This window comes from Streptomyces sp. NPDC058195 (genome assembly GCF_042883525.1).
GTDB lineage: Bacteria > Actinomycetota > Actinomycetes > Streptomycetales > Streptomycetaceae > Streptomyces.
This window is the reverse complement of the sequence record NZ_JBHVVM010000006.1, coordinates 3,101-28,584: the sequence shown is the minus strand read 5'-3', so window position 1 is coordinate 28,584 and position 25,484 is coordinate 3,101. Positions and strand designations below refer to the sequence as shown.

Genomic DNA, 25,484 nt, shown 5'->3' with positions numbered 1-25,484 from the left:
CGGATCGGGGTACGGGTTGGTCATCGGGGCCTCCGAGGGGTCACGTCGTACGTCCCGGGCGGGGCGTTTCACTCCACCGTCCCCCGAGGCGGCCGGGCTCGCCCGGTGAGTCCGCCCGTGCGGGTTCCGGGCGCGCCGCCGGAGCACGGGGAAGCCGACCGGGCCACGGCGGCGGCCGCGGCGGCGAGCCCCGGCCGGGGGCTGGAGAGCACCGGTACCCGGGTGGCCGTCCGTCCGGCCGCCCCGGCCATCGACGCCTGGGCGAGCACGATGACGTCGGCGTCCGTCACCGCGTCCGCCGCGCCCGCCACCAGATCCAGGTAGCCCTCGCGGTCACCGGCCTCGAAGCGCGTCCAGGCACCGTCCACCACCGCGGCACGCACCTCGACACACCGGTCTCCCGCCTCCTCGGCGAGCAGCGCCAGGGTCGGCGCCAGCGTGCTGCCCACGGCCGCGAGCACGACCACACGTCGCCGGGTCACGGCGGCAGCCGCCATCGGGCGGTCGACGCGCAGCACGGGGACGCCGAGCGCCGCCGCCCGCGCCTCGGCGACGGCGCCGATCGTCGAGCAGGTGCAGAGCACGGCACGGGCACCGTCCGCGACGGCACCGGCCAGCAGCGCCCCGATCTCGTCCGCCACCGCTTCGGGCCCGGCCTCCCGGGCCCTGGCGAGCAGTTCCTCCCGTACGAGATGGCGCAGGGCGAGCCCGGGGTGGCCAGCGTCCCGCAGGGCGTCGAAGACCGGCACATGAACCGGGGAGGTGTGCAGCAGCGCGAGAGTCACCGCCGCACGCTACTGCCCCGGACGGGTCCGACACGAACGTGCGTGCGCCACCGGCCGTTGCTGCGGGGCCGGACAGGACCGCGGTTCTGCCCCGCCTGTCCGGAGGAGACCGGTGTCCGCCGACAGAAGACCCGGCGGCTGGGGAGCTGCCACGTCACCAGGCCACGAGATGATCGCGTCATGACCGAGATCATCTTGATGTCCGACCCGAGGGTGGCAGCCGTGCCTGTTCGGGAGTGCGGTGAACGGCTCGTCGATGTGCGACGGGACCACACTCTTCTGATTTCCGAACGGCAGTGGCAGGACTCCGGCGGCGCCTTCGCCCACCTACGGGAAGGAGTGCGTGATCGACTCCTCAAGGCCCAGGAACAGCTGCCTCAGGGGATACGGCTGCTGTTCGTGGAGGGGTATCGCCCGCCCTCCCTTCAACGCCAGTACTTCGACGCGTACGCGGCGCGGCTGCGGGCCGATCACCCGGAATGGTCCGCCGAGCAGGTCCGCTCGGCGGCCAGCCGCTACGTGTCCCCGCCTGAGATCGCCCCCCACAGTGCCGGCGCGGCCGTCGACCTGACGCTCGGAGACGCCGACGGCCGTGAACTCGACATGGGCACCCCCATCGACGCGACTCCCGAGGAGAGCGCGGGCGCCTGTTACACCCGGGCTGGCAACATCAGCGACCGGGCCCGCTCCAACCGGGACATCCTCGGTGCGGCACTTGCCGCCGCCGGCCTGGTCAACTACCCCACCGAGTGGTGGCACTGGTCGTACGGAGACCGCTACTGGGCCCTGCTGACCGGAGCGGCAGTCGCCCGCTTCGGGCCCGTGGAAGTCGACTGACCGCGGACTGCGCGAAGCCCCCGGACAGGTCCGGGACGAGGAACCCCCGCCCCCGCGGGAACGGTGACGCGGTCACCTCCCCGGCGGAGCCCTGCGGTGGTGGTCGACGGAAGCCGGAAACGCCACGGGTGCCCCAGAGGGAGCGCAACGGCACAGTGCGTCCTTGTCCGGTTCGCCGCGCCCTCGTGTGGCAGGAAGCGGAATCTACCCGTCGACTGAAGGCGACCCCCTTACCCTCCCGTGCGGTCCGCTGGCCGCACCGGCACACCGGAGACACGCATGCCGGCTGGATCGGACAAGAAGCGTCAGCGCCAGTACGAGCACATCAAGGAAAGCGCCGAGGAGCGCGGCGCCTCGGAGAAGCGCGCGAAGAAGCTCGCCTCGCGGGTCGTCAACAAGGAACGCGCCCGCTCGGGCGAGGCAAAGTCGTCGAGCAGAACATCCACTCATGACCCCAAGTCCTCGTACGAGCGAGGCGGCCAACGTTCCCACCGCGGCTCGCGAGGGCCCACCAAGGACCAGTTGTACGAGGAGGCCAAGCAGAAGAACATCGAGGGCCGCTCGTCCATGAACAAACAGGAACTGCGCCGGGCCCTGGAGCACTGAGGCCGGGCGCCTACGACGTGCGGCCGAAGACGGTCAGCCGGGATCCACGTCGGCGAGCGTGAGTCCCGGCCGGACCGTCCTCCCCCGTGCTGCCTGTCCTTTCCATCTCCCCGTCTCCCCATCTCCCGCCCGTGTCCGCGCATCGTCCATGGACACCGCGGCGGCGGCCACTTCGGCGACCCGGCCGTTCAGGTGCTTCCGCGGTTCCTGGAGTTCGCCCTGTCCGACGCCGTAGTTCGTGTCTGGCGCCGCCACCATCGCGACAGGGGGCCAGGGCCCGGTAGTAGCCGCGCGGCGCAGCGGTCCATGGGCGTCGGAACCGGGGCCGCGTCCCGCGTGACCGCCCCGCATCGCCATCGCCCCCGTCCCGGCCCCGGCCCCGGCCCCGGCCCCGGCCCCTGGCGGCAACAGCAACGGCCCGTGCGTGCGCGGCGGAGAAGCGCGCCGCCGCCGTCAACTCCGCGCCGCTGGAAGCCCGCGCTGTGGCCGGTGCCGGGAGCCCCTCGGAATTGACTCCGGCGACGGGCACGCGCCTCGGTCCCGCAGGTGACGTATGTGTCGGATTCTCGCCGGAAGATGAGCGAAAGTCGATGGTGGCTTTCCCTGTGACCATCACGCAGTCGGGCCATGCCCGCGTCTTCCGCTCCCTGCACACCGCACCTGCACCCCTGGCTCTCGCCAACGCCTGGGATGTCGCGAGCGCCCGCGTCATCGAGGCCGCGGGCGCCCCGGCGATCGCCACGACCAGTGCCGGAGCCGCCTGGTCGCTGGGGCTGCCGGACGGCGACTTCCTCGATCGTGACCAGGCGGTGGAACGGGTCGGCCAGATCGTCGCCGCCGTCGCGGTTCCGGTCACCGCCGACATCGAGGGCGGGTACGGGGCGGATGCCGCCGGTGTCGCCGAGACCGTCGCCGGGATGCTCGCGGCTGGCGCCGTCGGTGTCAACATCGAGGACGGCACCCGGCCTCCGGCAGAACTCGCGAGGCGGCTGGCCGTAGCCCGGCGGACCGCCGACCGGGCGGGTGCGGACCTGTTCCTCAACGCCCGGATCGACACCTTCCTGTCCGGGCTCGGCGCCCCGGACACCCGCTTGAAGGAAACCCTGGTCCGGGCACGCATGTACATCGATGCGGGCGCGGACGGCATCTTCGTCCCCGGCGTCACCGACACGGCCACCATCGCGGCGCTGGCCGAGGACATCGCCGCACCGCTGAACATCATGGCCAGCCCCGGCACCCCGACGGTTGCCCAACTCGGTTCCCTCGGCGTGGCTCGCGTCAGTCTCGGCTCGGGCGTGGCCCAGGCCGCCTACGCCGCCGCCCGCCGCGCCGCACGGGAACTCCTCGGCACGGGCGGCTACGGCTCCCTCGCCGACGGCCTCGCTTTCCCGGAACTCAACGCACTCTTCCCAGAACCCCACTGACCCGAGGGGAGTTCCCTCCGCAGTCCAGCGGGAGTCCGGGGCACCTGGCAGTTGGTGACATCGCCCGCTGGCACTCCCTGGCACTCCCGCCGGGCTTCGGTGTATGCCCTGGTCAGCGGCTCGGCCATGGGGAGGGCAGCGGCGTGGCACGCGCTCGCGGGCCCGCGCGGCCCGCCCCGTCCGCGCCGTACGCCCCGTCCGCCCCGAGAGGGAGTGACCACGCCGTGTGTTCAGCCGCCGGTCCCCAGGGCCTGGAGCAGCATCGGCAGCGAGGAGTGCAGCTCACGCTGCCAGTACGGCCAGCTGTGGGTACCCGGTCCGTAGAAGCTGGTGAGGACGTGCCTGGCGCCCTCGCGCCTGAGCGCGCTCGCCAGGGCTCGGTTCTGCCGGTTGAAGTCCGCCTCAAGCGCGCTCGTGCTGCCCGCCGGGTCCAGGGGGCCGTTGGTGCCGTCACCGCACGACAGGTAGAGGGGCATCCGGGTGAGGCGCTCGGCCAGGTGGAACGGGTCGTGGGCCGCCCAGACGTCACGTTGCGCCACCGGGTCGCCCCAGACCCTCAGCGGATCGTTTCCCTGACCGGCGAAGAACCCCAGGATGCGCTGCGTCGACTCGTCGTTGAGCAGTGGATGCACGGAACCGGAGTACGCCGCGGCCGCCTTGAACATCCCGGGGTGCCGGGCGGCGTACAGCAGGGCGCCCTGACCTCCCATCGACAGTCCCGCCACGACCCGGTTCCCGCCAGCTCCCCAGCCGTGCTCCAGGAGCACACGCAGTTCCTTGGTGTGGAAGGTCTCCCAGGCCGGGCCGCCGCCCTCGCCGTAGTTCCACCAGTCGCTGTACCAGCCGTTCCAGCCGCCCTCCGGCATGACCACGAGGACGTCGCGCAGGCTGTCGATCCGGGCGACGTCGGTCCGGGCGGTCCACGACGTGTAGTCGCCGCAGCAGCCGTGCAGCAGCCAGAGAGTCGGCCAGCGCCGGCTCCGGTCGCCCGGAACCCAGCCCTCGGGCGTGAGCAGCCGTACCTTCACCGTCTGGCCGCCGAGGGCCGCGGAACGGACCGACAGGTCGAGCTGCCGGTCGGCGACCTGGGTGACCGCGACGACCTCGGCACCCCTGGTCAAACCCCCTGACGCGCCCGCCTCCCGGGCGGATGACGATGACACCGTCGAGGCCGTGGCGAGCGTCGGCGGCGCCGATGCCAGGGCGAGCAGCAGCACGGCGAGGACGAGCAGGAAGCGGGGTCGGCGGACCCGCACCGGAACGGCCGGAACGGCGACACGCCTGCCGAAGTCCGTACGCGCATCGAGCACTTCACTGTTCACGTGACTCCCTCGGAAAGGACGGCCCGGCTACGGTGCGCGCGGCGGCGGCCACCAGTCAAGGCATGTGCGCGTCCGTCTCCCCGCCCGCCCGGGGCAGTTCGGACAGGCCGGTGAGGGAAGTCCGCGCGGCTGTCCGCGGAGGACTGCCCTCCGCGCACGGCCGCGCCTACCCTGACCGGTATGACCACGGGGGATGATCTGCTGCTGCTCGCGATGGTCCCGGGCAGGCGGCGGCTGCGGATACGGGACGAGGACCGGCTCCGGTTCGCCCTGCGGGCCTCGGAGCTGGCGGATCTGGGCCTGGCCGGACGGATCGCCGTCGGGCCCCGGCGGATCGAGGTGCTGGACCCCCGGCCCGTCGAGGACCGCCGTCTGAGCAATGTCCTGCGCGCTCTTGGCGCCGCCGCTCCCGCGCCCGGTCTCGCGGACTGGCTGCGCCGGACACCGCGCTCCCTGACCGTCGAGTACCTCTCCCGGCTACAGGACCAGAAGGCGGTCCGTGTCCGTCGGTGGCGCGACTACAGCGGCCGTACCCGCCACGACCTTCTCTCCGTGGACCTGCCGCGCCGCCAGGAGCTGCTGGCCCGTCTCGACCGTGTCATCCGCTCCGGCCCCGCGCGGTCCCCCGCGGACCGTGACCTCACCCTCGCCGTGCTCGTCCAGGCCGCACGCCTCGCCCCCGCCGCCTGCCCAGGGCTGCGCGGCATCACCGGCCGCCGTCGCCTGGCCGCGCTCGCCGCGGTCCACGGTCTCGCCCCGGCGACCGGCCGGGCGGGCCCCGTGGCCGACGGGGAACTCGCCGAGGCGCTGATCTCCGGCGCCGACGTCCTCACCCGCCGGCTCCTCGGCGAGCTCGGCGACCTCTACGCGGACGTCACCACCGGCGGCCACGGTCTCGGCCACGGCCTGGACCCGGGCAGCTGGTCCGAGGGTGGCGGGGGCGGCTCCGGCCACCACGGTGGCGGGCACGCCGACTGACGACGGCGCCAGCCGGGAGCCCTTCCGCCAGGGGGTGTCCGGAACCTGACCGCGACGCCGCAGGCCTGTGCCGGAGACTCAGTGGAGGAGACGCCCGGCCGCGGAGGCGAAGCCCAGCCATGTGTGCCGGTTGCCCGCCCAGCACCAGCCGACCTTGGGGGCGTCGCGGCGCTCGCGTCCGTCCCGCCCGGTGCCGTTGCTGATCCAGACCGCCGGGGTACGGGCGTCCAGGGTGCCGTTGGGCTTGCGCAGCCGGGAGCCGATGGTCATGAAGCAGTGGTTGCGCTCCAGGACGGCGGGTTGCTGGAGCGCCCAGTGGATGCCTTCGGTGAGCGTCAACGGGGTGCGGGCCCGTGCGACGAGGGCGGGCAGCGCCTCGTCCGGGCTCCAGTCGGCCATCTCGTCGCCGCGGTCGAGGCCGGTGAGGAGGTAGAGCGGCGCATCGGGCAGCGCGATCGTTTCGAGCGGGGCGAAGAGGTCGACATCGGTCATGTCGCTGACCACGAAGCCCGGTTTGCCGTCGCGGCGGAGCAGCGGAGCGAGGGCGGAGGCAGGGGCGAGGTCGGGGTGAACGGCGAGGAGGGCACCGCCACCGGGCGCGGAAGCCTCGGCGGACTCGGCGAAGGTGCGGAGCTCCGCGGCGGACAGCCCGGCGGTCTCGTGCACTCCCCACTCGATCAGCCGCTCCGCCTGCGCGCCTAGGGCCGCAGGCGCGAGCGCGGGCAGAACGGACGGGACGGCGGGTACGGTTTCGGACACGATGCTCCCAGGGACAGCGGCGTGGACGGGCTCCCGAGAAACGTGGCGGACTGCCGGAACGTTCCCCGTCGCCACCCTGACCGCCGCGCGGTATCCATCGTTGCGGACCGGGTCAGGACAGGCCGGAGCGGAGGGCGTTGACACGCGCGGCGGCCGCGTCGAAGGCGGCGCCGTCGAGCGTCCCCGCCGTCAGGGCGCCGCTCAGCGCGGTCACCGCGTCGTCCCCCTGGGCGACGTCGCGGGCTGAGCACAGCAGCAGGTCCATGCCCGCGGCGGCGGCCAGTACGGCACGTTCCGCGGTGCCGCCGTAGGCGCGGAGGGCCCCGGCCTCCAGGGCGTCGGTGATCGTCACGCCCGGGAATCCGAGCCGGTCGCGCAGTTCGCCGGTGACCGTCGGGGACAGGCCCGCGGGCCGGTCGGCGTCCAGCGCCCGGTAGACGGCCCAGGACAGCATGACCAGCTTGGCCCCGGCCGAGATCGCCGCCTGGTACGGCGCCTGGTCGACGCTGCGCAGTGTGGACGCGGATGTGGTGAGGGTGACGGGGCCCAGGTCGGTGTTCTCGTTCGTGGAGGCGGGGCCGAGGCCGGGGAAGTGCTTGGCGGTGGCGGCCACCCCGGCGTTCTGCTGCGCGGTGATGAAGGCCGCGCCGCAGGCGCCGACCGCCGCCTGGTCGTTGCTGTACGACCGTTCGAACCGGTCGGTGAAGTCGCCGGGCGTGCGGTACACGTCGAGTACCGGCGCCAGGTTGACGTTCATGCCGACGCCCGCGAGGTTCATGCCCGCACCGCTCCCGGTGAACCGTGCCTGCGCCTCCGGGTCCGCGGCGGCGCCGACGTCCTTCGCGGAGAGGACGGGCTCGCCGGGCAGACGGCGTACCAGGCCGCCCTCCTGGTCGGTCATCAGGAGCAGCGGGACGGTGACGGGGGCGGAGGCGTGCGCCTCGTTCATGGTCCGGATGACACCCTCGATCTGGCTGAGGCTCGCGATGTTCTCCTTGAAGAAGATCACTCCGGCCGTCCGTCCCTCCCGGATGGCGTCCAGCAGGGAGGCCGGAGGAGTGAGTCCGGGGTAGGAGTGGATGACGCACTGCCCGGCGCGTTGGTCCGGGGTCAGCTCGGGCACACGCAGGCGCGCCCCCTCGGGCATGCGGACGGCCGCGTCCGCACGGCCCGCGAGCCCCATCCCGCTGGCCAGGGCCGCCGATCCGGCGAGCAGAGCGCCGCGCCTGCTGAGGGGCGGTGGTGTCGAACTCATGGCGTACTCCTTCGCGAACGGTCGTTGCGCCCTCACCGGACCGCGGGCCGGGGAGCTGGCCGGGCCGTCGGCAGGGGCTCCGGGCCGGAGCGGGGCGCACGGCCCGCTCCGGCCCGGGGTGCCGGTCACACCAGGGTCACAGACTCCGGCAGTGACCGCGCATCGGCATCGGCTGTCACGGGGTGTTGTTGGCCAGGGCCAGCAGGCGTGAGCGGTCGCCGCCGAAGCGGTCGCGGTCGACGTTGCCTGAGACGCCGCCCACCGAGCCGGTGGAGGTGTACTGCCAGACGGTCCAGTACGGGAAGCCCGTGGGGATGCTGGGGCTGCCCGCGGAGGTCCAGTGGGCCACCCACAGCGGGCTCCGGGCGGACATGCCGGTCCAGCCGCCGGTGCAGGAGTTCCACCAGCTCGCGCTGGTGTAGATCACGACGTCGCGGCCGGTGCGGGCCTTGTACCTGGTGTAGAAGTCGAGGATCCAGGACTGCATCGCGGCAGCCGTCTTGCCGTAGCAGCTGCCTTCGATGTCCAGCACTCCGGGGAGCGTCAGGTTGTCGCGGGACCAGGCGCCGCCGTTGCTGGCGAAGAAGTCCGCCTGCGCCGCGCCTCCCGACACATCGGGCCGCGCGAAGTGGTACGCGCCCCGGATCACGCCCGCGTTGTAGGCGCCCAGGTAGTTGGCGCTGAACGTGGGGTCCTTGTACGTGGTGCCTTCGGTCGCCTTCATCCAGGCGAACTCGATGCCCGCGCCGCGGACCGCGCCCCAGTTGATGCTGCCCTGCCAGCTGGAGATGTCCACACCCACCGGGTTCGCCAGGAGGTCCGCGCCCGGCCGGGCGCCGAGGTGCAGCTGCCGGGCGTCCGGCCTGAAGTCCTTGCTGTCCTGGACGTAGCCCACGCCCATGTAGCCCTTGCCCGGCGGAACGGCGCTGTCCGACGGGCGCGGTGCGGAGGAGGCGGTGCCCGACATGAGGCCGAGGGCCAGTGCGGCGCTCACGCCGACGACACCGATCGCGGTGAGTCTTTGCTGTACGGATTTACGGGAAAGGCTCCGGGGGAACAAAACTGCCTCCTGCTGGGTGGGGGGAGTGGGATGCAGTGTGCCGCGTGGTCCTTCGGTGCGGTGGTTCTTGCCGCGCCGGCGCCCGCTCGGCGTGGCGGACAGAAGACCCGTGCATGCGTCCGGTCAGGAGGAGTCGGCCACACGCTTCCCCCGGAGGGTCTACGCGCGTCCGATGACGCGAACATGACACAGTGAGCCACAGGAGTGCGCGCACGGTAAACAGTTCTCCGCCCCGTTAGTGGACCAGACCAATCCACACGTCGGTGAGCTGCGGAAACGAACAAGGCCCGGCAGAACTTTTTTCAACTGGCGGGGACCGGGAGGAAAGTGGGGGACACACCACAACGGTCCGGCCGGAGCCCCGACGGCGGCCCGGCCGGCTCCCCGCGTACGCGTCGGCACAGCTCCCCCGTCACCCGCCCCCGGGCTCCCGCGCGGGCGCGCTCCCGCACCGCCCGGCCCGGCCGCCGGACCGCTCCCGGGCTCCTGTTATTCTCCCCCGGCCCCCGACAGGAGCACGATGAACCCTCTCAGCCCTTCCGCCCCGACCGCTCGTACGCTGTCACTGCTGGACGACTTCTCGCTTGAGATGACCGGCAAAGACGTACCGAAGCTGGAGGAGGCCGCACCCCTCATTCCGTCCGGGACACGGATCAACGTGACCTTCCTGGGCCATGAGGACGCGCGGACGCGGCTCGGCGCGGCGCGGGCGGTCAAGCGCCTCGGGTTCCGTCCGGTACCGCACATATCGGCCCGGCGGCTCGGCTCCCGGGCCGATTTCGAGGAGTTCCTCGACGGCCTGCGGGCCGACGCCACCCACAGCGACGTCTTCGCCGTCGGCGGCGACCCCGCGCGCCCGCACGGGCCGTACCCGGACTCGCTCTCCCTGATCGAGTCCGGTCTGCCGGCCGCGTACGGGGTCAGGCACATCGGGATGGCCGGGTACCCGGAAGGCCACCCGGCCATCCCCCGCGACGCGCTGTGGGCCGCGTTGCGCGCGAAGAGCGCGGCCATCGCCGACCAGGGTCTGGGCGCGGACGTCATCACGCAGTTCGGCTTCGACGCCGGCCTCGTCCTGGCCTGGATCGAGCGCCTCCGCGGCGAGGGCATCACCCTCCCGGTCCGCGTCGGCGTCCCCGGACCGGCCGGGGTGCGGCGGCTGATGGGCTACGCGACGCGGTTCGGTGTCGGCACCAGCGCCTCCATCGCCAGGAAGTACGGCCTGTCCCTCACCCACCTGGTGGGCACCGCGGGACCGGACAGGTTCCTGCACGGACTGGCCGAGGCCTACGACCAGGCACGGCACGGTGAAGTGAAGGTCCACTTCTATACGTTCGGCGGGCTGAGGGCCACCTCCGAGTGGGTTGCCGGAGCCAGTGAGGGGCCACGCGCATGACGGCGCCCCGGGCCGTTCAGGAGCCGGTGCCCGGCTTGACGCCCCAGACGTAGACGGCGTCGTCAAGCCCCAGCAGGTCCCACAGCGAGGCGGCGTCCCCGACGGTGAGGTTGACGCACCCGGCGGAGCCGCCGCCGTCGAACAGATCGCCCGGGTGGCCGTGCAGGGCCTGGCCGCCGTCGAAGAACTGGGAGTACGGCATCGGGGCGTCGTCGTACAGCGAGGAGACGTGGTCCTTGTCGCGCCAGTAGATGGAGTGCCAGCCGGGCCTGGTCTCCTGCGCGTCGCGCCCGGTACGGATCGGGACCGGCCGGAAGTCGATCCGCTTGCCGGTCTGCACCCACAGCAGCTGCCGGTCCATGTCCACACAGGTGACCCGGTACGTGCGGGCCGGGCAGTGCCCCGCCGCGTTCGGGTCGTCGGCCGCCTGGACCGCGAGCATGTAGCGGTAGGTGGCCAGGTCGGCGTATCCGTCGGTGCGCGGCAGCTTCTGCTTCACCTGGAAGGCGCGGACGGCCTCGCAGTCCGCCTCGGACTGGACTCCGTCGACGGGACGGCCGAGGTACTTCTCCAGCTGCCGCTGGTAGGGACCGGTCGAGGCGGTACACGCGGCGACCGGGGCCGCGGTGGCCGGAGCCGCGAGCGGCACGGACACGAGGGCTGCCGCTGCGGCAGCGGCCACGACGGCGGATATGGGGGCAGGACGCACGGGGCGAACCTCCTGGCGTACGGGGGACCGTTTCCGCCAGTGAATCAGCGCACCGGCCCGGCCGCCCTGTTGTGGTGGCCGAACCGGTGACCGCCCCGGTGCCCCGGGGCGGTCCCGCGCCGGATCAGTCGTCGCAGGTCTTGCCCTTGCAGGGCTCACCGCGCTCGTTGGAGAGCTCGACCTCCACGCCAGCGGAGCTGTTGGCCTCGGTCACCGCGTAGGGACCGAAGACCGGGTTCTCGGGCCGCGCATAGCCCTCGGGTACGGCGGTCTCAAGCAGGTAGTAGTCCCCGAGCGGCAGGGCGGGGAAGTCGCACCGCCCGGCCTCGTCGGTGGCACAGCCAGGACCGTACCGGGTGTCGGGGTTCGCGCCCGTGGTCTGGAGACCCGCTACGCCGTTGGTCTCCCGCCAGCTCTCGAACACGGCCCCCGGCAACGGACTGCCGTCCGTGCGGTCGATCTTGGTGAGGTGGATCGAGCCGTGGTTCTGCGGGGTGGGGATGCGGGTGTCCCGGGCCACGGCCTGCACACCCCGGCCCGCGTTGGCCTCGGTGAGCACCAGCGGGCCGAACACGTCGGGGTCGGGGAGTTCGTAGCCCGCCGGGGCATCGGTCTCGCGCCAGTAGTACGTGCCGAGTGTGGTGGTGACGACGCAGCGCCCGTCGGCCGCGGTGACGCAGTCGGTCACCCGGGTGTCGGGGGTCGTACCGGCGGTCTGGAGCCCCGGGACGCTGTTGCTCTCCCGCCACAGCTCGAACTCGGCGCCGGGCAGCGGATCCCCGGTCTCGGCGTCCGTCTTGAGCACCCGGACCTGGCCGGTGACCAGCGGAGTGCCGGAGCAGTCGGGCAGGTCGCCGTCGAAGGGATAGGCGTGGAACTCCTGGCCGCCACCGCCCCCCTCGATGCTGGTGTGGGTGAGCGAGCCGGTGGTGAAGAAGCGGCCGTTGACCCCGGCCATGGTCACCGTCGTCATCGACGACTGCTCACCGATCAGGAAGCTGCCCTGCATCTGTCCGATGCCCTGGAGCCGGACGGAGGACGCGTCGGGGATGTTCCACAGCAGCCGCTCGCGGAGGGCGTTGAGCGGGTCGGTGCTGTCGTCGATGCCACCGCTGTAGGTGTTGATGGTGCGGTTGCTGCCGACGATGTTGACCAGGACGGTGGCGTCGCCGGGGATGTCCTCGAAGACGATTCCCTGCGGGCCGCCGCCGGGCGCGGTCAGGTCGAAGTCCACGTTGAAGACCTGGAGCGCGGACGTGCCGTCGCCGCGGAACAGGGTCTGCCCGCCCTGGTTGACCGCCGTTCCGGTGGCCTGCCGGGGGCGGCCGTCGACCCGGGCGTAGCACCGGCTGGCCGCGGTGAGCTCGTCCCGCAGCCCGGTGTACGGCTGGGCGGCGTCCGGGTCGTGGACGAGCCGTCCGTCCACCGTTCCGGACTCGGTACCGGCGTACCGTGCGACACCGGGGGTCTCCAGGACTCCCCCGGTGAGGTCGAGACGCTGGCCCCGGGCCACCGTCAGGTTCCCGCCGGTGGTCAGGAAGTCCGCGCCGGGAGGCGGCGGCACCCGGGAGCCCACCCCGGCGATCCCGAGGTTGTACAGGCTGCTGGCCCCGGCCTCCTTCTGCTGGCTGAAGTCGTCGAGCACGACCACGCGGCCCTCTGCCTCCGCCGCCCGGCCGCGTACCAGGAAGTCGTTGCCGACGAAGACACTGATGGCGTTGTCGCGGCCGGCGAACGGCCCGTTGCTGACCCCGGGGAACGGGTCCGGGCACGAGCCGGGAACGCACGGGCCGAGGCCGCCAGGGAGCGGAGCGGCGTGGGCGGGCGCCGCACCGAGGCCGAGGGCGAGCACCGGCAGGGTCGCCGCGGCCACGGCCAGGGCCGTACCGGTGCTGCCGGCTCGGACACGCAGCGCGCCGAAGCGCTGGGAGATACGTCTCATGAGGGCATGTTCGGCGTCCGCCCCGTGCCGGACGCCCGCATGACACGGAGCGCCGTTCGGATCTCCCGGTCTATCTCATGCGAACGGCGTACACCTGACGTGGCACGTCACGCGTCCAGGGAGCGGAGGAAGGCGATCGTGCGGTCGAGCAGCAGGGCGGCGGCCCCGGCCTCGTACGAGGGAAGCGAGCTGTCGGCGAAGAGGTGGCGGTCGCCGGGGTAGAGGTGCAGCTCGGCCTCGGGGACCTCGGCGGCCAGGGCGCGGGCCGCGTCCGCGTCGCCCTCGTCGGTGAACAGGCGGTCCGCCTCCATCGCGTGGACCTGGACCGGAAGCCCGGCGGGCCAGGTGCCGAAGGCCGGCACCGGGACGCAGGAGTGGACGAGCACGGCGCCCCGGGCGCCCGGCCGGGTCTGGGCCAGCTTCTGGGCGGGCAGCACGCCGAGTGAGAAGCCGATGTGGACCACGTCCGCGGGCGCCTGTGCCGCCGACCGGACGCCGCGGTCGAGCAGTTCGTCGAAGCCGGTGCGCTCGGCGTGGTCCAGCCCCGCTTCCAGGGTGTCGAAGGTGCGGCCTTCGTAGAGGTCGGGGGTGCGCACGGCGTGGCCTTCGGCGCGCAGGGCGTCGGCGAAGGCCGTCACCCCGGGGGTGAGGCCCTGGGCGTGATGGAACACGAAGACGTCAGCCATAAAGAACCCAAACAAATGTTCGAACAGAAGGGCGTGCGGGAACGGGGCCATCATGCCGGACGTGACCGGCGCGGGCTCACTCCCCGGCCGCCGGTTCGCCCTCCGGCGGGAGTGCCAGGATGACGGGCCAGTCCTCCCCGCCTTCCAGCGCCTCGTCCGGCACCCCGGTGAAGAGTGCGGTCGCGGGCGCCGCCCGCGCGTACACCTCCGGGTCCACCGAGGTCTGCGCGCGCAGGATCAGCACCGCCTGCGGGTCCGCCGCCGAGCGGTCGGGGAACTCCGCCGGGTCCACACCCATCCGCGTCAGCACGGCGGCGTACACCGCGATGCCGACGGTCAGGCGATGACCGTCGAGGGTGTGGTCGGCCCAGCCGTCGGTGCGCACCAGGTACAGCACGCCGTCGCCCTCGTAGCAGTGGTCGCCGAGCCGGGCGGCCACGCGCTCGCCGAGCACCCCGTCCGGGTCGACATGGAGCGTGACGACGGGCGTCGCGGGCTCGTCGGGGTTCACGCCGGGGCGGACGTGGAGCTGGGCCATGAGCGGGCCTCCGGTGAGGAGCGGGACGGGCGGCGATCAGTACAGCACGGCGCACTGACAACTACGGTCCACGGAACCGCCCGACGGGGCGGAGAGTGCCCAACATGCGGCAGAGAAGCGCGAGTTCACTCCGACATGGCACGAAGTACGGAACGGGCCATGGCACGAACCACGGAAAAGGCCATGAAATAGACGGCAGCACGGATCACGGCACGGGCCGCCGCCCAGATCACGGCGCAGACCTCCGTACCGGCCAGGGAACCACCCGCGGAAGCGGCCACGGAACGCAGTCCACCGCGGACACCGGGCCGGAGATCAACCGACTGGATCCGGCCCAGGGGGTAGGCCCGCACCGCACTCTTGCTATACGTTCCGTCTAACAGCTTGCTAGACGTGACGTCTAACAAGGGAGCGAGGCGCCCGGCGGGCGTCGAGTCGATCTGTCGAATCGAGGAGCCGCACCATGGCAAGCAGCACCGTTCGGCCACAGGACCACGACCGGTTCGACGAGCACGACGTCCCCCGGCGCCTGCTCGACTCGTCGGCGAAGCTCTCGTACGACCCGGCCACCGAGGTGGACTGGGACACTCCGCTGGACAAGGAGTTCCACGGCGCGAGCCCGGAGTGGAGCACGCTCTACGGCACGTCGTACTGGAACGAGCTGACCGAGGCGCAGCGCAAGGAACTGACCCGGCAAGAGGCCGCCTCGGTGGCCAGTACCGGCATCTGGTTCGAGATGATCCTCCAGCAGATGGTGCTGCGTGACATCTACACCACGGACGCCACCGACCCACGGTTCCAGTGGGCGCTCACGGAGATAGCCGACGAGTGCCGCCACTCCATCATGTTCGCCCGCGGGGCGGCGAAGCTGGGCGCTCCGGCGTACCGGCCGCGCCGCGCGGTGGTCGAGCTCGGGCGGGCGTTCAAGACTCTCGCCTTCGGCGAGGCGGCGTACGCGGCGATCCTGGTCGCCGAGGAGGTCCTCGACGTCATGCAGCGGGACTGGATGCGGGACGAGCGGGTCGCGCCGTTCGTCCGCACCATCAACAACATCCATGTCGTCGAGGAGTCCCGGCACATGAAGTTCGCCCGCGACGAGACCCGCAGGCGGCTGCGGAACGCGGGCCCGGTGCGCCGGCGGATCAACGCGTTCGTGATCGCCGTCGCCTCCTACTTCATCGTCACCAGCATGGTGAACCGCGAGGTGTACGCGAACGCCGGGCTCGACACCCGGCGCGCCCTGGCCGAGGCAGGTGCCAATGAGCACCACAAGTCCCTGATGCGGTCCAGCTGTTCGGGCCTGATGGACTTCCTGGCCTCGGCCCGGCTCCTCACCCGGCCCGCACTGGCGCTGTACAGGCGCGCCCACCTGATCTGATCCGTCCCGATCCGACGACCCGAGCCGAGCGACCCGAGATGACGAGATGACCTACGCCATCACCCAGACCTGCTGCAACGACGCCACGTGCGTCGCCGTGTGTCCCGTCAACTGCATCCATCCGACCCCGCGGGAGCGGGCCTTCGGCAGCACGGAGATGCTGTACGTCGACCCGCGGGCCTGCATCGACTGCGGGGCCTGCGCCGACGCCTGCCCGGTCGACGCGATCTTCCCGGTGGACGGCCTGCCCGAGGAGCAGCGGGAGTACGCCGCGATCAACGCCGCGTACTACGCCGGTCCGGAGCCCGCGCCGGTCGGCACGGGGCCTGTCTTCCACCACTGGGACGCGCCGTCGTTCGAGCGCAGCCTGCCCTCGGACTTCGGGCCGATCCGGGTCGCGGTCGTCGGTACGGGACCGGCCGGCATGTACGCGGCCGAGGACCTGTTGCTGCACACCAACGCCGAGGTCACCCTGGTCGACCGGCTGCCGGTGGCCGGCGGGCTCCTCCGCTACGGCGTGGCACCCGACCACCCCTCGACCAAGAAGGCCGGCGACACCTTCGCCCGCTTCCACGCCCATCCCCGGGTGCGGATGCACCTGGGGGTCGAGATCGGCACGGACATCACCGCGGCGGAACTGGCCGCCCATCACGACGCGGTGATCTACGCGGTGGGTGCCCGCACCGACCGCCGGATCGGCGTCCCGGGCGAGGAGCTCGCGGGCAGCATCCCGGCGGCCTCCTTCGTGGCCTGGTACAACGCCCACCCGGAGGCCGCGCCGGACTCCGTCGCCCTGTCCTCGCCGCGGGCGGTCGTGGCGGGCAACGGCAATGTGGCCCTCGACGTCGCCCGCATCCTGGTCACGGACCCGGAGGTCCTGGCCGGTACGGACATCGCGGACCACGCGCTCACGGCGCTGCGGGCCTCGCGGGTGCGCGAGGTGGTGGTGCTCGGCAGGCGGGGACCGGAACACGCCGCGTACAGCACAGCGGAGTTGCTCGCCCTGAAGCGGCTGCCGGGCGTGGAGCTGGTGGTGGACGACCACGATCCGCGGACCGGTGAGGCGATCGACGGTGCGGCGGCGGACGGCAAGGCGGCGCTGCTGCGCGGGGTGCGCCGGGAGACGGCCGACCGGACGGGTACGCCCGGCCCGGGGCGGCGCATCGTCCTGCGGTTCCACGCCGCCCCCGTACAGGTGCTGGGCGACGAGGGCGTGCGGGCGGTGCGGGTGACCGACGGCCGGGAGGAGTCGGACATCACCGCGGGCATCCTGCTGCGGGCGGTCGGCTACCGCGGCATGCCGGTCGCGGGCCTCCCGTTCGACGAGGCGACCGGCACCGTGCCGCACGAGGGCGGCCGGGTGAGGGGAATGCCGGGGACGTATGTGGTCGGCTGGATCAAGCGGGGGCCCTCGGGCGGGATCGGTGCCAACCGGGCCTGCGCCGCCGAGACCGTGGGCACACTGCTGGCCGACGCGGTGGCCGGTGGTCTGACGCCGCCCGTGCCCGCGCCGAAGGAGTTCCGGCGGCTGGCGCGGAGCCGCAACCGTCAGGTGGTCGATGCCAGGGGGCTGGCCGCCATCGACCGGGCCGAGCGGGCCCGGGGCCGCGCCGGAGGGCGCCCGCGGGTCAAGTTCGGCACGGTCGCGGAACTGGTCGCGGCGGCGCGGGGCGGCCGCCGGAGGACATCGGGCTGAACCGGCCGCGGGGCGGGGGTGGCACGGGCCGGGCGGCCCCGCCGCCCCCGCCTCAGACGTTCATGATCGATTCATCCGGCGGCCCACCGGTTCGCACCGCCCCCTGACTCACGGCACCTAACGTCTCTGGTTCAGACCGGTTATTCATCCGTTACACACCGGTCCGGAAACCCGGAGCGGGGTTTCCGGGCCGGGGAACAGGGACTCACGTGAGACTCACCCCCCTCGCGATCGCCGCGACGTCCGTCGCGCTGATCGCCCCGACCGCCGCGCAGGCCGACTCCCCCGGCACACGCACCCCGGCCGCCCCCGGCGTCAGTGTCCCGGGCGGGCGGTACGAGCAGGCGGTCGAGGTGAGGTTCCAGTCCGAGCGCGGCACCACCGTCCGCTACACGCTCGACGGCACCACCCCGACCCGCGACAGCAGCGTCTACTCCCCCGGCCGTCCGCTGCGGATCGCCAAGGACACCAACGTCACCGCGGTCGCCTTCCACGGCAACCGGAGCAGCGTCCCGGTCTCCTACGGCTATCTGGTCAAGACGCGGGAGAAGCCGCTCGCCCGGCTCGTCGTCATGTCCGATGTGCACATCGGCAGCCACAAGGACGCGGACAAGAAGTACGAGAGCTTCTTCGACACCATCGGTTCGATCTTCCCGAAGCCCGACGCGATCCTGTCCAACGGCGACATGATCAATGACAACGGTGACGGCAAGGGGCCCGACCACCGGATCGTCTCCGAGGTCTTCCAGTCCAACCTGGCCCGCAAGGGCATGACCGGCACCCAGCTGCTGATCTCCAACGGCAACCACGACGCGAGCCTCGCGGCGATCCGGTCCGGCTACCCGGCCGCCTGGTTCCCCGACGCGGGCGGCGGCTACTACGAGTCCGAGGTGAAGGGCCTGCACGTCCTCACCGTCAACACCGAGACGTACGACTCCGACACCGCCCAGCGCGACTGGCTCAAGAAGCGGCTCGCCGCGATCACCGCGGACCCGGGTTACGCGGGCAAGCCGGTCCTCGTCCAGGGCCACCGGCCCACCACCAAGACGACGATGGACGGCCAGCAGGCGGCCAACCCGCGGCTCGCCGAGGACCTGAGCGCCTTCCCGCAGGCCATCCTCTTCTCCGGTCACTCGCACCTGAACGTCAACGACGACCGCTCGATCCACCAGCGCGACTTCACCTCGGTCAACGACGGTTCGATGTCGTACGTCGAGATCGACCACGGCTATCAGATGGTCACCGAGAACGGTCTGGCCGACCGCTTCGAGACGCCCACCGCGCAGGCGCTGTTCGTCGAGGTCTACCGGGACCGCACGGAGATCGCGCGGGTGAACATGGCCGCGGACCGGCACGACATCTACACCGGCGGAAAGTGGTCGGCGAGCTGGCAGCCGCCCTACGCCAGCGCGGGCACCCTCGCCGGGTCCACCTGGACCGTGCGGCTGAAGGGCTCGACCAACAAGGAGATCAAGGAGAACTTCCGCTACACCGACGCCACGCGTAACACCGTCGCACCGGCGTTCACCACGAACCGTCCGCTGTCCCGGGTGAGCGGCGCCGCGGGCGGCACAGCGCTGCGGATCGCCCAGGCCCGCGACGACCAGATGGTGCACCACTACGCCGTCGACATCACGGACGCCGCGACCGGAGCCCCGGTCGTCTCGTCCAAGGTCCTCTCGGACTACACCTTCATGCCGCGTCCGAACACCCTCGACATCCCCGTCCCGGGCGCCGTTCGCGGAGGCCGGTACGTGGCACGGGTGGTCGCCGTCGACGCGTACGGGAACGCCTCCCCGGCCGCGTCGCTGGCCTTCCGCGGATAGCGGAGTCCCCGGGGGCGGGCCGTCAGGTGGTGTCGGGATCGACCGCGGCCCGCCCCCTGGCGCGCCTGCCGACCACGGCCGCCGCGGCGGCGGCACTGCCCGCGAAGGCCAGGGCGACGGTCCACGGCCGGTTGAAGACGTGCCGGGTGACATGGTCGAGGGAACAGCGGCCCGGCCCGATCAGGCCGATCGCGGCGGCGGTGAAGCCGAGGAACGCCGGGTACTCGTATCCGCCGCCCTGCGCGAAGAACCCGGCGGGCGCGTGGACGGCCACGGCTCCCGCCATCGCCCCGGCCGCCGCGGCCCCGGCGGCCGGGGTGGCGAGGCCGAGGGCCAGCAGCGCGCCGCCGCCCGCCTCACCGAGCCCGGCGGCGACCGCGCTGTGCTTCGGCGGATGGAACCCCATCGCCTCCATCGCTGCGGTGGTCCCCTCGATGCCCCCTCCGCCGAACCAGCCGGCCAGTTTCTGGGTGCCGTGCGCGGCCAGCACCGCGCCGGTTCCGACCCGCAGGACGAGCAGGCCGAGGTCACGTCGGTCAAGGCAGGACATGGGGCTCTCCGCGGGGTTCGGGTACGTAGGGGACACATGAGCGACCGCGCCGTTCCGGTCGGGGCGGGCACACCCCGCGCCGGCCGGAGCGCGCAGTTCCACTCTCCGTGGCGCGAGGCGCCGACGGGGCCCGCTGCTGGGCCGTCCGGGCGACGGCCACCGGACGGGCGGTGAGACCCATGCCATTGTGCAACTTGTTGCATAATGGCGTTCCGGTGGATTACAACTGGCGCAACCGACACCGCGCGAGGAGCCGCCGCATGAGCCCGTACCCGAATCTGCTGAGCCCGCTCGACCTGGGGTTCACCACGCTCCCCAACCGGGTCCTGATGGGCTCGATGCACGTCGGTCTCGAAGAGGCGGAGAACGGCTTCGAGCGGATGGCCGCCTTCTACGCGGAGCGCGCCCGGGGCGGCGTCGGCCTGATGGTCACCGGCGGCATCGCCCCCAACGCACGGGGCTGTTCCTCCCGCGGCGGGGCCATGCTGACCACCGAGGCGGAGGCCGAGCAGCACGCACGGGTCACCTCCGCCGTCCACGCGGCGGGCGGCCGGATCGCCCTGCAGCTCCTGCACTTCGGCCGGTACGCGCACCATCGCGGACTGGTGGCGCCCAGCGCGATCCAGGCGCCGATCAGCGCCTTCACCCCGCACGCCCTGACCGACGACGAGGTCGAGGAGACCATCGAGGACTTCGCCAGGGCCGCCGGGCTCGCCCGCCGGGCCGGGTACGACGGGGTCGAGATCATGGGCTCCGAGGGTTACCTGATCAACGAGTTCATCGCCGCCGCCACCAACCACCGCACCGACCGCTGGGGCGGCTCGTACGAGAACCGCATCCGCTTCCCGGTCGAGATCGTGCGGCGGGTCCGCGAGCGGGTCGGCGAGGACTTCATCCTGATCTACCGGCTGTCGATGCTGGACCTGGTGCCGGGCGGCTCCTCGCTGGAGGAGGTCGTGCGGCTCGCCCAGGAGATCGAGGCGGCCGGTGCGACGATCATCAACACCGGGATCGGCTGGCACGAGGCCCGTATCCCCACCATCGCCACGTCGGTGCCCCGCGGCGCGTACACCTGGGTCACCGAGAAGGTGCGCGGCGCGGTGTCGGTACCGCTGGTGACCAGCAACCGCATCAACACGCCGGAGGTCGCCGAGGAGGTCCTCGCCGCGGGCCGGGCGGACATGGTGTCGATGGCCCGGCCGTTCCTCGCGGATCCCGACTTCGTCGCCAAGGCGGCCGCGGGCCGCGCCGACGCGATCAACACCTGCATCGGCTGCAACCAGGCCTGCCTGGACCACATCTTCAGCGGACAGGTCACCTCCTGCCTGGTCAATCCGCGCGCCTGCCACGAGACCGAGCTCGTCCTCGCGCCGACCCGCACCGTGAAGCGGGTCGCGGTGGTGGGCGCGGGGCCCGCGGGCCTCGCCTGCGCGGTCTCGGCGGCCGAACGCGGGCACACGGTGACGCTGTTCGACGCGGCCGAGGAGATCGGCGGCCAGCTCAACGTGGCGCGCCGGGTGCCCGGCAAGGAGGAGTTCGACGAGACGCTGCGCTACTTCGGCACCCGGCTCCGCGAGGAGAAGGTCGCGCTCCGGCTCGGCGCACCGGTCACGGCCGAGGCGCTGGACGGCTTCGACGAGGTGGTCCTGGCCACCGGCGTCACCCCGCGCTCCCCGGCGATCCCCGGCCAGGACCACCCCAGCGTGGTCGGCTACCTCGACGTCCTGCGCGACGGGGCACCGGTCGGCGACCGGGTGGCGATCATCGGGGCGGGCGGGATCGGCTTCGACGTCGCCGAGTTCCTGACCGACCCGGGCGAGGCGGCGAGCCGCGACCCCGAGGTGTTCTTCCGGCAGTGGGGCGTTGACACGGACTACCGCGAACGGGGCGGGCTGCGTGCCCCGGACCACCCGCGCGCCCCCCGCAGCGTCCATCTGATCCAGCGCAGGACCGGCAAGGTCGGCGCGGGCCTGGGCAGGACGACCGGCTGGATCCATCGCACCGAACTGCGCCACCGCGGCGTCACGATGATCGCCGGGGCCGCCTACGACCGCATCGACGACGAGGGCCTGCACCTCACCGTCGACGGCGAACAGCATGTGCTGCCCGTCGACACGATCGTGCTCTGCACGGGTCAGGAACCGCGCCGCGACCTGTACGAGGAACTGCGTACCGCGGGCCGGGCGGCGCACCTCATCGGCGGTGCCGACGTGGCGGCCGAGCTGGACGCCAAGCGGGCGATCCGCCAGGGCACGGAACTCGCCGCCGCCCTGTGACCCCCGGGTCCGGTGGTCCGGGGACGGCCCCGCACCACCGGACCGGCCCCGCCCCTAGGATGCGCCCATGTCACTCCCCCACGCGATCCTCACCGCCCTCCTGGAGAAGCCGTCGTCGGGGCTGGAGCTGACCCGCAGGTTCGACCGCTCGATCGGCTACTTCTGGTCCGCCACGCACCAGCAGATCTACCGCGAGCTCGGAAAGCTGGAGCAGGCCGGACAGATCCGGGCACTGCCGGCGGAGCAGCCCGCCCGGGGCCGGAAGAAGGAGTACGAGGTGCTGCCGGAGGGGCGTGCGGCGCTCGCCGCCTGGGTGGCGCGCCGGGAGGACCCCAAGCAGGCCCGTGATCCGCTGCTGCTGCGGATGCGGGCGGCGGCCGCCGTCGGCGCGCCCGGCCTGGACGCGGAGCTCCGCCGCCATCTGGGGCTGCACCGCCGTCAACTGGCGGAGTACCTGGAGATCGAGGCGCGGGACTTCCCGCCCGAGCGGCACTCCGAGGAGGACCGGCTGCGCCATCTCGTCCTGCGCGGCGGCATCGACCTGGAGAACTTCTGGATCGGCTGGCTGACGCGGGCCCTGGGCGAGGACGGGGAGCCGGGCCACGGGCGGCCGGACCTTCCCTAAGGCTGTCCCGTAATCCCTGGCGGGCGTGCGACGACAGCCCTTAAACTCCGCCGACCGGCGCCTGTTCCCGTTCCGGCAGCAGCCGGCCGCCCGGCGGGCCCGGGTTCCCGGCCACCAGCCGCGACGGCGGTGCGGCGGCCGGGGCGTCCTCGGCGCCGAGGGGTGCGTACTGTGCCTGGGCGCGGCTGAGCAGGACGACTCCGCGTACCGCGGCCACCGTCCCGAGCAGGGCGAGGAGCAGGCTCACCGCCCCGCCCTGGAGGCGCTCGCCGAGCAGTGCCAGGCCGATCGCGGCCGCCGCCACCGGGTTGGCGAGCGTGACGACCGCCAACGGTGCTCCCAGGCCGCCCCGGTAGGCGGTCTGGGAGAGCAGCAGCCCGCCCATCGCGAACGCGGAGACCAGCAGCGCGACGACAAGCAGTTCCCAGCTGAAGAGCGGTCCGGTGCGGCCGGTGACCGAGACGGTCAGGGTCTGGGTGAGCGCGGAGGCGACCCCGGAGGTGATACCCGAGGCGGCGGCGTGGCGCAGTCCGGGGCGGGCTCCCGGGCGGCTCAGTCCGGCGACGACGGCCATGGTGCCCGCTCCGACGGCCAGCGCCTCGGGGAGGCTGAGGACTTCGTGCGGGGCGCTGCCGCCCGCGGTCAGCAACAGGGCGCCGAGCCCGAGCAGGGTGAGCACCGTGCCACGCCACTCGATCCGGCTGACCCTGCGCCCGGCGGCCCGCGCGCCGAGCGGAACGGCGGCGACCAGGGTGAGCGCGCCGAGCGGCTGTATGAGCGTGAGCGGACCGTACTTGAGCGCCGCGACGTGCAGCAGGGCGCCGCCCGCGTTCAGCCCGACCGCCGCCCACCAGGCGCCGCGCCCGAGCAGGCGCAGCACCCCGGTGCCCGGTTCGGTGCGCCCGGCGAGCCGGGCCTGCGCCACCGCGGCCGAGGCATAGGCGGCGGCGGAGACCAGGGACAGCGCGACCGCTGTCACGGTGGCGTTCATCGCCGGGCTCCGGCCGGGGCGTAGCCGGACGCGGGCCGTGCCCCGCCACGCCCGCCCGCCGCGGACGGCCAGGGCACAGGGGCCCGCACCGGCTCCGCGCGCGGCAGTCGCAGTGCCGCGAAGGCCAGCGCGAGCAGCGCGGAGACCACGATCGAGTCGAGCCAGTAGTGGTTGGCGGTGCCCACTATCACCAGCAGGGTGAGGAGCGGGTGCAGCAGCCAGAGCCAGCGCCACCTCGTCCGGGTCGCCACGATCAGTCCGACGGCGACCATGACCGACCAGCCGAAGTGCAGCGAGGGCATCGCGGCGAACTGGTTCGCCATCGAGTCGGTCGCCGGGGTGTCCCCGTACACCGTCGGCCCGTACACCTGACCGGTGTCGATGAGTCCGGTGGCGGCCAGCATGCGGGGCGGGGCGAGCGGGAAGAGCAGGTGCAGGGCGAGCGCGGCGCCGGTGAGGGCGGCGAGGATGCGGCGTGACCACACGTAATGGCGCGGGCGGCGCCAGTACAGCCAGGCCAGGAAGAGCAGCGTGGCCGGGAAGTGCACGGTCGCGTAGTAGGTGTTCGCGAGGTGGATCAGCGTCTCGTTGTGCAGCAGCAGGTTCTGCACCACGTCCTCGCCGGGCAGATGCACGGCGCGTTCGAAGTCCCAGACGTTCCCTGCGTTGCGGAACGCCTCGTCCACGTGACCGTTCGCGGCCTGTCGGCCGAGCTTGTAGATCACGAAGAGTCCCACGACCAGAAGCAGCTCGCGGACGAGGGGCGGTCGGGCAGAACCGTCCGGCTCCCGACCTGCTGGTTCGCTACCGGCGTCGATCACCCGGTGCCCCTTTGCTGACGAAGCGGTGTTACGGCGGCATGGTCTGGACCACGCCATATCGATACGCCAGTGTACCGATACGTTCGCGTATCGGTACACGCACGTATCGGTACACTGGCGTATCGAAGAACCTCGCCGCAGTTCCGCCGAGAGGGAAGAGCCATGCCGCCGCAGGACATCGCACCGGAGCCGGCCCACGCACCGCGCCGATCGAAGATCACCCCGGAGCGGGCCCAGGAGTTCTACGCGGCGGTGCTCGACATACTGCGGGAGTCCGGCTACGAGGCACTCACCATGGAGGGGGTCGCCGCCCGGACCCGCTGCGGCAAGTCCACGCTCTACCGGCAGTGGGGCTCCAAGCCCGAGCTGGTGGTGGCAGCACTGCACGGCACCCACCAGGCCCTGCTGCCGCACATCGACACCGGTACGCTCACGGGCGATCTGCGCGAGGCGGCGCGGGCGATCGGCGCGGGCTCGCGGCGCGACACCCCGCTGATGCACGCGCTCAGCCATGCCGCGCTGCACAGCCCCGGGCTGCTGTGCGCGCTGCGCGACGCGCTGATCGCGCCCGCCGTGGCGACGATCAACGCCATGGTCCGGCGCGCCGCCGCGCGGGGCGAGATCCCGGCGGACACCCCGGCGGCGGAGTTCGTCGCCGCGCAGCTCATGGGCGTGATGCGGGCCCGTCCGCTGCTGGAGGGCAAGGAGGCGGACGCGGCGTACCTCACCCGCTTCGTGGACACCGTGATCCTTCCCTCGCTCGGGCTCGGCGCGTCCGGGCCGTAAGGACTGCCCAGCAGTCCCGACAGACGTGGGCCGTCGTCCGAGCGGATGACGACGGCCCGCTCGCGCCGCACCGTGGGGACGGGGGCGGCGCACCACCGGGCGGGGGGGGGGGGGACGGGGGGTGGCCCGCCGCCCCCCCCGGGGACGGGGGGCCCCCCCGCCCCCCCCCGTGCCCCCCCCGCGTGGGCGGGGGGGACCCTGCTGGGCGCGCCCCCGCGACCCCTCGAACTACTTGAGC

Annotated in this window: 23 protein-coding genes; 11 read left to right on the top strand and 12 right to left on the bottom strand. The window is 72.8% G+C overall.

Going from position 1 to position 25,484, the window contains the following annotated elements; translation table 11 throughout:
• Nucleotides 1–68: 68 nt before the first annotated feature.
• The gene (locus ACFVWY_RS09610; protein ID WP_389869093.1) at nt 69–785 is read right to left on the bottom strand and encodes an aspartate/glutamate racemase family protein; all 717 of its coding nucleotides are present in this window, start codon (nt 783–785) and stop codon (nt 69–71) included.
• 180 nt (nt 786–965) lie between these two features.
• On the opposite strand from ACFVWY_RS09610, the gene ACFVWY_RS09605 reads away from it, so the two are divergent.
• From ACFVWY_RS09605 to ACFVWY_RS09595, 3 genes are all read left to right on the top strand, one after another.
• On the top strand, nt 966–1,622 hold the full coding sequence (locus ACFVWY_RS09605) for a M15 family metallopeptidase (protein WP_389869091.1): 657 nt from the start codon (nt 966–968) through the stop codon (nt 1,620–1,622).
• 279 nt (nt 1,623–1,901) lie between these two features.
• On the top strand, nt 1,902–2,228 hold the full coding sequence (locus ACFVWY_RS09600) for a plasmid stabilization protein (RefSeq protein ID WP_389869088.1): 327 nt from the start codon (nt 1,902–1,904) through the stop codon (nt 2,226–2,228).
• A 605-nt stretch (nt 2,229–2,833) separates the two neighbouring features.
• Nucleotides 2,834–3,652 (top strand): isocitrate lyase/phosphoenolpyruvate mutase family protein, encoded by an 819-nt coding sequence (locus ACFVWY_RS09595; RefSeq protein ID WP_389869086.1) that lies wholly within the window; start codon nt 2,834–2,836, stop codon nt 3,650–3,652.
• 230 nt (nt 3,653–3,882) lie between these two features.
• Here the strand turns inward: ACFVWY_RS09595 and ACFVWY_RS09590 are convergent, their stop codons facing one another.
• Entirely contained in the window at nt 3,883–4,815 is a 933-nt protein-coding gene (locus ACFVWY_RS09590) for an alpha/beta hydrolase (protein WP_389869695.1), read from the bottom strand.
• Between the two features lie 339 nt (nt 4,816–5,154).
• Here ACFVWY_RS09590 and ACFVWY_RS09585 point away from each other — a divergent pair, with 339 nt between their 5' ends.
• Nucleotides 5,155–5,952 (top strand): GPP34 family phosphoprotein, encoded by a 798-nt coding sequence (locus ACFVWY_RS09585; protein WP_389869084.1) that lies wholly within the window; start codon nt 5,155–5,157, stop codon nt 5,950–5,952.
• A 78-nt stretch (nt 5,953–6,030) separates the two neighbouring features.
• Here ACFVWY_RS09585 and ACFVWY_RS09580 read toward each other — a convergent pair whose 3' ends face one another.
• From ACFVWY_RS09580 to ACFVWY_RS09570, 3 genes are all read right to left on the bottom strand, one after another.
• Complete coding sequence (locus ACFVWY_RS09580; RefSeq protein WP_389869082.1) at nt 6,031–6,711, bottom strand: DUF5701 family protein; 681 nt, start codon at nt 6,709–6,711, stop codon at nt 6,031–6,033.
• 112 nt (nt 6,712–6,823) lie between these two features.
• Complete coding sequence (locus ACFVWY_RS09575; protein WP_389869079.1) at nt 6,824–7,966, bottom strand: glycoside hydrolase family 3 N-terminal domain-containing protein; 1,143 nt, start codon at nt 7,964–7,966, stop codon at nt 6,824–6,826.
• Nucleotides 7,967–8,141: 175 nt separating this feature from the next.
• Entirely contained in the window at nt 8,142–8,933 is a 792-nt protein-coding gene (locus ACFVWY_RS09570; RefSeq protein ID WP_389869693.1) for a GH25 family lysozyme, read from the bottom strand.
• 613 nt (nt 8,934–9,546) lie between these two features.
• Here ACFVWY_RS09570 and ACFVWY_RS09565 point away from each other — a divergent pair.
• Nucleotides 9,547–10,422: a methylenetetrahydrofolate reductase gene (locus ACFVWY_RS09565; RefSeq protein ID WP_389869077.1), complete on the top strand. Its 876-nt coding sequence runs from the start codon at nt 9,547–9,549 to the stop codon at nt 10,420–10,422.
• A 16-nt stretch (nt 10,423–10,438) separates the two neighbouring features.
• On the opposite strand, the gene ACFVWY_RS09560 is transcribed toward ACFVWY_RS09565, so the two are convergent.
• From ACFVWY_RS09560 to ACFVWY_RS09545, 4 genes are all read right to left on the bottom strand, one after another.
• Nucleotides 10,439–11,131 carry a L,D-transpeptidase family protein gene (locus ACFVWY_RS09560; protein ID WP_389869074.1) on the bottom strand — a complete coding sequence of 231 codons (693 nt, stop codon included), beginning with the start codon at nt 11,129–11,131 and terminating at the stop codon, nt 10,439–10,441.
• Nucleotides 11,132–11,255: 124 nt separating this feature from the next.
• Entirely contained in the window at nt 11,256–13,073 is a 1,818-nt protein-coding gene (locus ACFVWY_RS09555; RefSeq protein ID WP_389869073.1) for a choice-of-anchor A family protein, read from the bottom strand.
• Nucleotides 13,074–13,180: 107 nt separating this feature from the next.
• Nucleotides 13,181–13,759 carry a dienelactone hydrolase family protein gene (locus tag ACFVWY_RS09550; protein ID WP_389869071.1) on the bottom strand — a complete coding sequence of 193 codons (579 nt, stop codon included), beginning with the start codon at nt 13,757–13,759 and terminating at the stop codon, nt 13,181–13,183.
• 76 nt (nt 13,760–13,835) lie between these two features.
• Nucleotides 13,836–14,297 carry a hypothetical protein gene (locus ACFVWY_RS09545; RefSeq protein ID WP_389869068.1) on the bottom strand — a complete coding sequence of 154 codons (462 nt, stop codon included), beginning with the start codon at nt 14,295–14,297 and terminating at the stop codon, nt 13,836–13,838.
• A gap of 463 nt (nt 14,298–14,760) precedes the next feature.
• Between ACFVWY_RS09545 and ACFVWY_RS09540 the strand changes: the two genes are divergently transcribed.
• From ACFVWY_RS09540 to ACFVWY_RS09530, 3 genes are all read left to right on the top strand, one after another.
• Nucleotides 14,761–15,675, top strand: coding sequence for a diiron oxygenase (locus ACFVWY_RS09540; protein WP_389869066.1), 915 nt, complete (start codon nt 14,761–14,763; stop codon nt 15,673–15,675).
• Nucleotides 15,676–15,721: 46 nt separating this feature from the next.
• On the top strand, nt 15,722–17,371 hold the full coding sequence (locus ACFVWY_RS09535) for an FAD-dependent oxidoreductase (RefSeq protein WP_389869064.1): 1,650 nt from the start codon (nt 15,722–15,724) through the stop codon (nt 17,369–17,371).
• Between the two features lie 209 nt (nt 17,372–17,580).
• On the top strand, nt 17,581–19,197 hold the full coding sequence (locus ACFVWY_RS09530; RefSeq protein ID WP_389869062.1) for a chitobiase/beta-hexosaminidase C-terminal domain-containing protein: 1,617 nt from the start codon (nt 17,581–17,583) through the stop codon (nt 19,195–19,197).
• A gap of 22 nt (nt 19,198–19,219) precedes the next feature.
• Here ACFVWY_RS09530 and ACFVWY_RS09525 read toward each other — a convergent pair whose 3' ends face one another.
• The gene (locus tag ACFVWY_RS09525) at nt 19,220–19,747 is read right to left on the bottom strand and encodes a DoxX family protein (protein WP_389869060.1); all 528 of its coding nucleotides are present in this window, start codon (nt 19,745–19,747) and stop codon (nt 19,220–19,222) included.
• Between the two features lie 260 nt (nt 19,748–20,007).
• On the opposite strand from ACFVWY_RS09525, the gene ACFVWY_RS09520 reads away from it, so the two are divergent.
• Both ACFVWY_RS09520 and ACFVWY_RS09515 read left to right on the top strand, forming a co-directional pair.
• On the top strand, nt 20,008–22,023 hold the full coding sequence (locus tag ACFVWY_RS09520; RefSeq protein WP_389869057.1) for an FAD-dependent oxidoreductase: 2,016 nt from the start codon (nt 20,008–20,010) through the stop codon (nt 22,021–22,023).
• Nucleotides 22,024–22,090: 67 nt separating this feature from the next.
• Nucleotides 22,091–22,648 carry a PadR family transcriptional regulator gene (locus ACFVWY_RS09515; RefSeq protein ID WP_389869055.1) on the top strand — a complete coding sequence of 186 codons (558 nt, stop codon included), beginning with the start codon at nt 22,091–22,093 and terminating at the stop codon, nt 22,646–22,648.
• Between the two features lie 40 nt (nt 22,649–22,688).
• On the opposite strand, the gene ACFVWY_RS09510 is transcribed toward ACFVWY_RS09515, so the two are convergent.
• Entirely contained in the window at nt 22,689–23,639 is a 951-nt protein-coding gene (locus ACFVWY_RS09510) for a hypothetical protein (protein ID WP_389869052.1), read from the bottom strand.
• Nucleotides 23,636–24,460 carry a phosphatase PAP2 family protein gene (locus ACFVWY_RS09505; protein ID WP_389869049.1) on the bottom strand — a complete coding sequence of 275 codons (825 nt, stop codon included), beginning with the start codon at nt 24,458–24,460 and terminating at the stop codon, nt 23,636–23,638. Before ACFVWY_RS09505 ends, ACFVWY_RS09510 begins: the two co-directional genes overlap by 4 nt.
• 162 nt (nt 24,461–24,622) lie before the next feature.
• Between ACFVWY_RS09505 and ACFVWY_RS09500 the strand changes: the two genes are divergently transcribed.
• Nucleotides 24,623–25,246 (top strand): TetR/AcrR family transcriptional regulator, encoded by a 624-nt coding sequence (locus ACFVWY_RS09500; RefSeq protein ID WP_389869046.1) that lies wholly within the window; start codon nt 24,623–24,625, stop codon nt 25,244–25,246.
• Nucleotides 25,247–25,484 lie beyond the last annotated feature (238 nt).

Excerpts from the sequence above, each read along its gene's own strand:
- ACFVWY_RS09540 (WP_389869066.1), top strand. The coding sequence starts at position 14,761 with ATGGCAAGCAGCACCGTTCGGCCACAGGACCACGACCGGTTCGACGAG.
- ACFVWY_RS09500 (WP_389869046.1), top strand. The coding sequence starts at position 24,623 with ATGCCGCCGCAGGACATCGCACCGGAGCCGGCCCACGCACCGCGCCGA.
- ACFVWY_RS09520 (WP_389869057.1), top strand. The coding sequence starts at position 20,008 with ATGAGCCCGTACCCGAATCTGCTGAGCCCGCTCGACCTGGGGTTCACC.
- ACFVWY_RS09545 (WP_389869068.1), bottom strand. The coding sequence starts at position 14,297 with ATGGCCCAGCTCCACGTCCGCCCCGGCGTGAACCCCGACGAGCCCGCG.
- ACFVWY_RS09570 (WP_389869693.1), bottom strand. The coding sequence starts at position 8,933 with ATGTCGGGCACCGCCTCCTCCGCACCGCGCCCGTCGGACAGCGCCGTT.
- ACFVWY_RS09510 (WP_389869052.1), bottom strand. The coding sequence starts at position 23,639 with ATGAACGCCACCGTGACAGCGGTCGCGCTGTCCCTGGTCTCCGCCGCC.
- ACFVWY_RS09565 (WP_389869077.1), top strand. The coding sequence starts at position 9,547 with ATGAACCCTCTCAGCCCTTCCGCCCCGACCGCTCGTACGCTGTCACTG.
- ACFVWY_RS09535 (WP_389869064.1), top strand. The coding sequence starts at position 15,722 with ATGACCTACGCCATCACCCAGACCTGCTGCAACGACGCCACGTGCGTC.
- ACFVWY_RS09585 (WP_389869084.1), top strand. The coding sequence starts at position 5,155 with ATGACCACGGGGGATGATCTGCTGCTGCTCGCGATGGTCCCGGGCAGG.
- ACFVWY_RS09515 (WP_389869055.1), top strand. The coding sequence starts at position 22,091 with ATGTCACTCCCCCACGCGATCCTCACCGCCCTCCTGGAGAAGCCGTCG.
- ACFVWY_RS09600 (WP_389869088.1), top strand. The coding sequence starts at position 1,902 with ATGCCGGCTGGATCGGACAAGAAGCGTCAGCGCCAGTACGAGCACATC.
- ACFVWY_RS09555 (WP_389869073.1), bottom strand. The coding sequence starts at position 13,073 with ATGAGACGTATCTCCCAGCGCTTCGGCGCGCTGCGTGTCCGAGCCGGC.
- ACFVWY_RS09550 (WP_389869071.1), bottom strand. The coding sequence starts at position 13,759 with ATGGCTGACGTCTTCGTGTTCCATCACGCCCAGGGCCTCACCCCCGGG.
- ACFVWY_RS09575 (WP_389869079.1), bottom strand. The coding sequence starts at position 7,966 with ATGAGTTCGACACCACCGCCCCTCAGCAGGCGCGGCGCTCTGCTCGCC.
- ACFVWY_RS09525 (WP_389869060.1), bottom strand. The coding sequence starts at position 19,747 with ATGTCCTGCCTTGACCGACGTGACCTCGGCCTGCTCGTCCTGCGGGTC.
- ACFVWY_RS09605 (WP_389869091.1), top strand. The coding sequence starts at position 966 with ATGACCGAGATCATCTTGATGTCCGACCCGAGGGTGGCAGCCGTGCCT.